5 protein-coding genes and 1 pseudogene are annotated in these 7,493 nt (G+C 72.6%); 5 read left to right on the top strand and 1 reads right to left on the bottom strand.

Going from position 1 to position 7,493, the window contains the following annotated elements; translation table 11 throughout:
• The 4 genes and pseudogenes from ABTZ58_RS30655 to ffh all read left to right on the top strand — a co-directional run.
• Positions 1-250, top strand: a pseudogene (locus ABTZ58_RS30655) (ammonium transporter); the annotation flags it as partial.
• Positions 247-585 carry a P-II family nitrogen regulator gene (locus tag ABTZ58_RS30650; RefSeq protein ID WP_030231663.1) on the top strand — a complete coding sequence of 113 codons (339 nt, stop codon included), beginning with the start codon at positions 247-249 and terminating at the stop codon, positions 583-585. The pseudogene ABTZ58_RS30655 and the gene ABTZ58_RS30650, both read left to right, overlap by 4 nt.
• Before the next feature lie 28 nt (positions 586-613).
• The gene (locus ABTZ58_RS30645) at positions 614-3,061 is read left to right on the top strand and encodes a [protein-PII] uridylyltransferase (protein ID WP_351363612.1); all 2,448 of its coding nucleotides are present in this window, start codon (positions 614-616) and stop codon (positions 3,059-3,061) included.
• A gap of 83 nt (positions 3,062-3,144) precedes the next feature.
• Entirely contained in the window at positions 3,145-4,698 is a 1,554-nt protein-coding gene (ffh, locus tag ABTZ58_RS30640; RefSeq protein ID WP_351363609.1) for a signal recognition particle protein, read from the top strand.
• A gap of 78 nt (positions 4,699-4,776) precedes the next feature.
• Here the strand turns inward: ffh and ABTZ58_RS30635 are convergent, their stop codons facing one another.
• Positions 4,777-5,631, bottom strand: coding sequence for a methyltransferase domain-containing protein (locus tag ABTZ58_RS30635; RefSeq protein WP_351363606.1), 855 nt, complete (start codon positions 5,629-5,631; stop codon positions 4,777-4,779).
• 198 nt (positions 5,632-5,829) lie between these two features.
• Here ABTZ58_RS30635 and proS point away from each other — a divergent pair, with 198 nt between their 5' ends.
• Positions 5,830-7,245 carry a proline--tRNA ligase gene (gene proS / locus ABTZ58_RS30630; protein WP_351363603.1) on the top strand — a complete coding sequence of 472 codons (1,416 nt, stop codon included), beginning with the start codon at positions 5,830-5,832 and terminating at the stop codon, positions 7,243-7,245.
• Positions 7,246-7,493 lie beyond the last annotated feature (248 nt).

The raw sequence follows: 7,493 nt of genomic DNA, 5'->3' as shown, positions 1-7,493 counted from the left end.
GTTCTGGAAGCAGTGCGCCGGTGTCTTCGGTGTCCTCGCCTACTCCCTGGTCGTCTCCGCGGTCCTCGCCTTCCTCCTCGACAAGACGATCGGGATGCGGGTCAGCGAGGACGACGAGGTCGCCGGCATCGACCAGGCCGAGCACGCCGAGACCGCATACGACTTCAGCGGCGCCGGTGGCGGTGCCGCCAGGACTTCCGCCGTCGCGGCCGCCGTGGCCGGAGCGGAGAGCAAGAAGGTGGACGCATGAAGCTCATCACCGCCGTCGTGAAGCCGCACCGGCTCGACGAGATCAAGGAGGCCCTGCAGGCCTTCGGCGTGCACGGCCTGACGGTCACCGAGGCCAGCGGCTACGGCCGGCAGCGGGGCCACACCGAGGTCTACCGGGGCGCCGAGTACACCGTCGACCTCGTGCCCAAGATCCGCATCGAGGTCCTGGTCGAGGACGACGACGCCGAGCAGCTGATCGACGTCGTGGTCAAGGCGGCCCGCACCGGAAAGATCGGGGACGGCAAGGTCTGGTCCATCCCGGTCGAGACGGCCGTACGGGTCCGGACCGGCGAGCGCGGCCCCGACGCGCTCTGAGGCAGGACAACGGAACAGGAGTCGCTGGGTGACCGGTACGGACGTGCAGAAGGAAACCGAGGACTCGGGACCCGGCGGCTACGCGGCGGCCCGGCTGCGCCTCCTCACCGAGGAGGCGCGGTCCGGGCCGCCGCGCCGTGCGGCCCTGGCCGAACTGACGGACGACTGGCTCACGGGGCTGTTCACCGCGGGCGCCGGGGAGCTGCGCGGCGCCTCCCTGGTCGCGGTCGGCGGGTACGGGCGCGGAGAGCTGTCCCCGCGCAGCGACCTCGACCTGCTCCTGCTGCACGACGGCAGCGACCCCAAGGCCGTCGCCGCCCTCGCCGACCGGCTCTGGTACCCCGTCTGGGACCTCGGCCTGGACCTCGACCACTCCGTGCGCACCCCCGCCGAGGCCCGCAGGACCGCGGGCGAGGACCTCAAGGTGCAGCTCGGCCTGCTGGACGCCCGGCACATCGCCGGCGACCTCGGGCTCACCGCGTCCCTGCGCACCGCCATCCTGGCCGACTGGCGCAACCAGGCGCCCAGGCGCCTGCCCGAACTGCAGGAACTGTGCGCCGAACGCGCCGAACGGCAGGGCGAGTTGCAGTACCTGCTGGAACCCGACCTGAAGGAGGCCCGCGGCGGACTGCGTGACGCCACCGCGCTGCGGGCCGTCGCCGCCTCCTGGCTCGCCGACGCCCCGCGCGAGGGCCTCGCCGACGCCCGGCGCCGGCTCCTCGACGTCCGGGACGCCCTGCACCTGGCCACCGGGCGCGCCACCGACCGGCTCGCCCTCCAGGAGCAGGACCAGGTCGCCGCCGAACTCGGCCTGCTCGACGCGGACACCCTGCTGCGCCAGGTCTACGAGGCCGCGCGGGTCGTGTCGTACGCCAGCGACGTCACCTGGCGCGAGGTGGGGCGGGTGCTGCGGTCGCGGGCCGTGCGGCCCCGGCTGCGCGCCATGCTCGGCGGCGGGAAGCCCACCGCCGAGCGCTCCCCGCTGGCCGAGGGCGTCGTGGAGCAGGACGGCGAGGTGGTGCTCGCCCGCGCCGCGCGTCCCGAGCGCGACCCCGTCCTGCCGCTGCGCGCCGCGGCCGCCGCAGCCCAGGCCGGCCTCCCGCTCTCCCTGCACGCCGTGCGGCGCCTGGCGGCCACGGTGCGCCCGCTGCCCACGCCCTGGCCCGCCGAGGCGCGCGAACAGCTCGTCACGCTGCTCGGCTCCGGCCGCCCCACCGTGGAGGTCTGGGAGGCACTGGAGGCCGAGGGGCTGATCACCCGGTTGCTGCCCGACTGGGAGCGGGTCCGCTGCCGCCCGCAGCGCAACGCCGTGCACCTGTGGACCGTCGACCGGCATCTCATCGAGACGGCCGTGCGCGCCTCCGAGTTCACCCGCCGGGTCGGCCGGCCCGACCTGCTGCTGGTCGCCGCGCTGCTGCACGACATCGGCAAGGGCTGGCCCGGGGACCACTCGGTGGCCGGCGAGATCATCGCCAAGGACGTCGCCGCCCGCATCGGCTTCGACCGGCACGACGTGACCGTCGTCGCCACCCTCGTCCGCCACCACCTGCTCCTCGTCGAGACCGCCACCCGGCGCGACCTGGAGGACCCGGCCACCGTGCGCGCCGTCGCCGACGCCGTCGGATCCCCGGGCACCCTGGAACTGCTGCACGCGCTCACCGAGGCCGACGCCCTGGCCACCGGCCCGGCCGCCTGGTCGTCCTGGCGCGGCTCGCTCGTCACCGAGCTGGTCGAACGGGTCGCGGCGGTGCTCGCCGGCGACGCCCCGGCCGACCCCGAGGACGCCACCCCCACCGCCGAGCAGGAGCGGCTCGCCCTGGAGGCCGCCGCGACCGGCAGCCCGGTCCTCGCCCTGCGGGCCCAGACCGAGCCGCCCGCCGGGCAGGAACCGTCCGGCGACCCCGAGCCGCTCGGCGTGGAGCTGCTCATCGCCGTCCCGGACCAGCCGGGGGTGCTGCCCGCGGTGGCCGGCGTCCTCGCCATGCACCGGCTGACCGTACGGACCGCCGAGCTGCGGTCGCTGACCCTCCCCGACGGGGTCGACGGGTCCGTCCTGCTGCTGGACTGGCGGGTCGCCGCCGAGTACGGCTCGCTGCCGCAGGCCGCCCGGCTGCGCGCGGACCTCGTCCGGGCCCTGGACGGCTCCCTGGACATCGCCGGCCGCCTCGCCGAACGGGACGCGGCCTATCCGCGCCGCCGGGGCGTGGTCGCGCCCCCGCCGAGGGTCTCGGTCCACCCGGCCGCCTCCCGGCTGGCCACGGTCATCGAGGTCCGCTCCCAGGACGCCCCGGGCCTGCTGTTCCGCATCGGCCGCGCCCTCGAGGACGCGAACGTGCGGATGCGCAGCGCCCACGTCTCGACCCTCGGCGCCAACGCCGTGGACGCCTTCTACGTGACGGGCCCGGAGGGCGCGCCGCTGCCCGGTGACGAGGCCGAGTCGGTGGTGCGGAAGCTGGAGGAGACACTGCGGGGGTGAGGCCGACCCGGCGACTTGTCACGCCGGGATACCCTGGAGGGCGATTCCCCAGACCGTCTCCGACCCCGAGGACCGCGAGCGCCGTGTTCGATACTCTTTCCGATCGCCTCTCAGCGACCTTCAAGAACCTGCGCGGCAAGGGACGGCTCTCCGAGGCGGACATCGACGCCACGGCGCGCGAGATCCGCATCGCGCTGCTCGAGGCGGACGTGGCGCTCCCGGTCGTCCGGACGTTCATCAAGAACGTCAAGGAGCGCGCCCTCGGCGCCGAGGTCTCCCGCGCGCTCAACCCGGCCCAGCAGGTCCTCAAGATCGTCAACGAGGAACTGGTCACCATCCTCGGCGGCGAGACCCGGCGTCTGCGCTTCGCCAAGCAGCCGCCCACCGTGATCATGCTGGCGGGTCTGCAGGGTGCCGGTAAGACCACCCTCGCCGGCAAGCTCGGCCGCTGGCTGAAGGACCAGGGCCACTCGCCGCTGCTCGTCGCCTGCGACCTCCAGCGCCCCAACGCCGTGAACCAGCTCAGCGTGGTCGCCGAGCGCGCCGGTGTCGCGGTCTACGCCCCGGAGCCGGGCAACGGCGTGGGCGACCCGGTCAAGGTCGCCAAGGACTCCATCGACTTCGCCAAGTCCAAGGTCCACGACATCGTGATCGTGGACACCGCCGGCCGTCTCGGCATCGACCAGGAGATGATGCAGCAGGCCGCGGACATCCGCGACGCCGTCTCCCCGGACGAGATCCTGTTCGTCGTCGACGCGATGATCGGCCAGGACGCGGTCAACACCGCCGAGGCCTTCCGTGACGGCGTCGGTTTCGACGGCGTGGTGCTCTCCAAGCTCGACGGTGACGCCCGCGGTGGTGCGGCCCTGTCGATCCGGCAGATCACCGGCAAGCCGATCATGTTCGCCTCCAACGGCGAGAAGCTCGACGACTTCGACGCCTTCCACCCGGACCGGATGGCCTCCCGCATCCTCGACATGGGTGACCTGCTCACCCTGATCGAGCAGGCGGAGAAGACGTTCAGCCAGGAAGAGGCCGAGAAGATGGCCTCCAAGCTGGCGTCGAAGAAGGGCCAGGACTTCACCCTGGACGACTTCCTCGCCCAGATGGAGCAGGTCCGCAAGATGGGCTCCATCTCCAAGCTCCTCGGCATGCTGCCGGGCATGGGCCAGATGAAGGACCAGATCCAGAACCTCGACGAGCGGGACGTCGACCGTACGGCCGCCATCATCAAGTCGATGACCCCGGCCGAGCGCCAGGACCCGACGATCATCAACGGCTCGCGCCGCGCCCGGATCGCCCGGGGTTCCGGTGTCGAGGTCAGCGCGGTGAAGAGCCTGGTCGAGCGGTTCTTCGAGGCCCGCAAGATGATGTCGCGCATGGCCCAGGGCGGCATGCCGGGGATGCCCGGGATGCCGGGCATGGGCGGCGGCCCCGGCCGGGCGAAGAAGAAGCAGAAGCAGGCCAAGGGCAAGCAGCGCTCCGGCAACCCGATGAAGCGCAAGCAGCAGGAGCAGGAGGCCGCCGCCCGCCGCGCGGCCGCAGCGGCGGCCGAGAGCGGCAACGCCTTCGGGCTGCCCCAGCAGGGCGCCAAGGACTTCGAACTCCCCGACGAGTTCAAGAAGTTCATGGGCTGACGACCCGCCCCGTACGACGACGCCGAGGGCGCCTCTTCCGTGAAGAGGCGCCCTCTCGGCCGGGTCGGACGCCGCGCGTCACGGCGTACGGGCGATCAGGTACCGGAACACGTTGGGCATCCACACCGTGCCGTCCTGGCGCTGGTGCGGATGCAGGGCCTCGCTCAGCTCCTTGTCCACCTGCACCTGGTCCGTCGCCCGCATCGCCGCGTCGAAGAGCCCGGTCGACTTCAGACCGCGTACCGCGCTGTCCACGTCGGCGTAGCCGAAGGGACAGGCCACCCGCCCCGAGCCGTCCGGCTTCAGGCCGGCCCGCCGGGCGACGTCCTCCAGGTCGTCGCGCGAGGCCGGACGCCAGCTGCCCGGGGTGCGTTCCGGCTCCGCCAGCTTCGTGGCCACCCGCATCACCGACGCCGTGGCACACCGCTCCGGCGGACCCCAGCCGGCCAGCACCACGGCGGCTCCGCGCTCGGCGAGCGGCGTCGCCTCCGCGAGCAGCCCGCCCAGCCCCTCCGAGTCGCCCGCGAGGCACCCGATCGGCTCGAAGGCCGTCACCAGGGTGTAGGCGGCAGCGCCCGGCTCCGCGGTGTCCCCGGGCGAGCCGTCCACCAGCCGGGTGTCCGGACGCGTGCCGGCACCGGACGCCCCGGGCAGCAGCCGCTCGCGCGCGAGCGCCACTCTTTCGGGGGAAGCGTCGACACCGGTGACCGCCGCTCCCCGGGCGGCGGCCATCAGCAGGGCGAGTCCGGAACCGCAGCCGAGGCCGAGCAGCCGCGTGGCGGGACCCACGTCCAGTCGCTCGTAGACGGCCTCGTAGAGCGGTACGAGCATCCGCTCCTGGATCTCGGACCAGTCACGCGCGCGTGCACGCAGGTCCACGCGGGGTGCGGCCCCCGCGTGAGGCAGGTGCTGCCGCACGAGCGTAGGTGTCATAAGTAAGCGCCCCAATCCGCCGAGAGTTGCCTCTTGCCGCTTCCATGGCCCCCGTGACAGTGCGCTCGCACTACCCCCGTATGCCAGGAAACTCCCCCTCCGACCCGTCGTCCAGTGGAATGCGGCAGGGCTTGTGAGATGTCATGTGCCGGTGGCGAGATTTCACATTCCGGCAACCTCGGCCCGTACCATCGCGCCATGGCCAAGGCACCCGTACTCACGCCCCGCGCGGAGGACTTCCCGCGCTGGTACCAGGACCTGATCGCCAAGGCGGAGCTCGCCGACAACGGGCCGGTGCGCGGCACCATGGTCATCCGACCGTACGGGTACGGGCTGTGGGAGCGGATGCAGGCGGAGATGGACTCCCGCATCAAGGCCACGGGCACCCAGAACGCGTACTTCCCGCTGCTGATCCCGCAGTCGTACCTCACGAAGGAAGCCGACCACGTCGAGGGCTTCGCGCCCGAACTGGCCGTGGTCACGCACGGCGGCGGCAAGGAACTCGAAGAGCCCGCGGTGGTCCGCCCCACCTCGGAGATGATCATCAACGCCTCCTTCTCCAAGTGGGTGCAGAGCTACCGCGACCTGCCGCTGCTCATCAACCAGTGGGCGAACGTCGTGCGCTGGGAGCTGCGGCCCCGTCTGTTCCTGCGCACGACCGAGTTCCTCTGGCAGGAGGGCCACACCGCGCACGCCACGTACGAGGAGGCCCGCGACTTCGCCGCGCACATCCACCGGCAGGTCTACGAGGACTTCATGGTGAACGTCCTGGCGATGGACGTCGTCCCCGGACGCAAGACGGCCAAGGAGCGCTTCGCGGGCGCCGTCAACACCCTCACGCTCGAAGGCATGATGGGCGACGGCAAGGCCCTGCAGTTGGCCACGAGCCACGAACTGGGCCAGAACTTCGCCAGGGCGTTCCAGACGCAGTACCTGTCGAAGGACGGCAGGCAGGAACTGGTCTGGCAGACCTCCTGGGGATCCACCACGCGCATGATCGGCGCGCTGGTGATGATGCACGGCGACGACCACGGCCTGCGCGTGCCGCCCCGGCTGGCGCAGATCCAGGCCGTGGTGCTCGCGATCAAGGGCGACGAGGCGGTTCTGGCCAAGGTCCGCGAGGTCGGCGACCGGCTGCGGGCGGCCGGCGTCCGCGCGCACGTCGACGACCGCACGGACACCCCCTTCGGCCGTCGCGCCGTCGACTGGGAGCTCAAGGGCGTGCCGGTCCGCATCGAGATCGGCCCGCGCGACCTGGAGAGCGGCACCGCGATGCTGGCCCGCCGCATCCCCGGGGGCAAGGCGCCGGTCTCCCTGGACGACCTGGCGGAGCTGCTCCCGAAGGTCCTGGAGGAGGACCAGCAGCTGCTGCTGACGCAGGCCCGCGAGCGCCGCGAGTCCCAAACGGCCGACGTGACGACGGTCGAGGAGGCCGTCGAGGCGGCCACGGCCGGCGGCTGGGCGCGCATCCCGTGGGCGGTGCTCGGCGAGGAGGGCGAGGCCGCGCTCGCCGAGCACGCGGTGACCGTGCGGTGTCTGGTCGGCGAGGACGGGTCGGTGCCGGCCGACGGTGACGCACCCGGTAACGTCGCGGTCGTGGCGCGCGCCTACTGACGCGCGCAGGCGCCGGCCGCGTGGGACACAAGGCGACCGAAATGCCTCTTGCGTCCTCGCGGACCCCTGGCTCCCCGGCGCGAGGAGATCCTCTACGCGCCGGGGCGTACGCGTGACTACGCACCACCTTGTGGTGAGCTGCGAGGCTTCTCCACAGATCAGCGCACGCGCCCTCGTCGGGACGCATCAGAGGCAACTGACGGGTACGTGCAAATTATTTGGGATGGCCCGGAATCGGAACACCGGGG

Source organism: Streptomyces sp. NPDC094143 (assembly GCF_040303825.1).
GTDB lineage: Bacteria > Actinomycetota > Actinomycetes > Streptomycetales > Streptomycetaceae > Streptomyces.
The sequence above is the reverse complement of the archived record's forward strand: the minus strand, read 5'-3'. Positions and strand labels throughout refer to the sequence as shown.

Excerpts from the sequence above, each read along its gene's own strand:
- ABTZ58_RS30635 (WP_351363606.1), bottom strand. The coding sequence starts at position 5,631 with ATGACACCTACGCTCGTGCGGCAGCACCTGCCTCACGCGGGGGCCGCA.
- ABTZ58_RS30650 (WP_030231663.1), top strand. The coding sequence starts at position 247 with ATGAAGCTCATCACCGCCGTCGTGAAGCCGCACCGGCTCGACGAGATC.
- proS (WP_351363603.1), top strand. The coding sequence starts at position 5,830 with ATGGCCAAGGCACCCGTACTCACGCCCCGCGCGGAGGACTTCCCGCGC.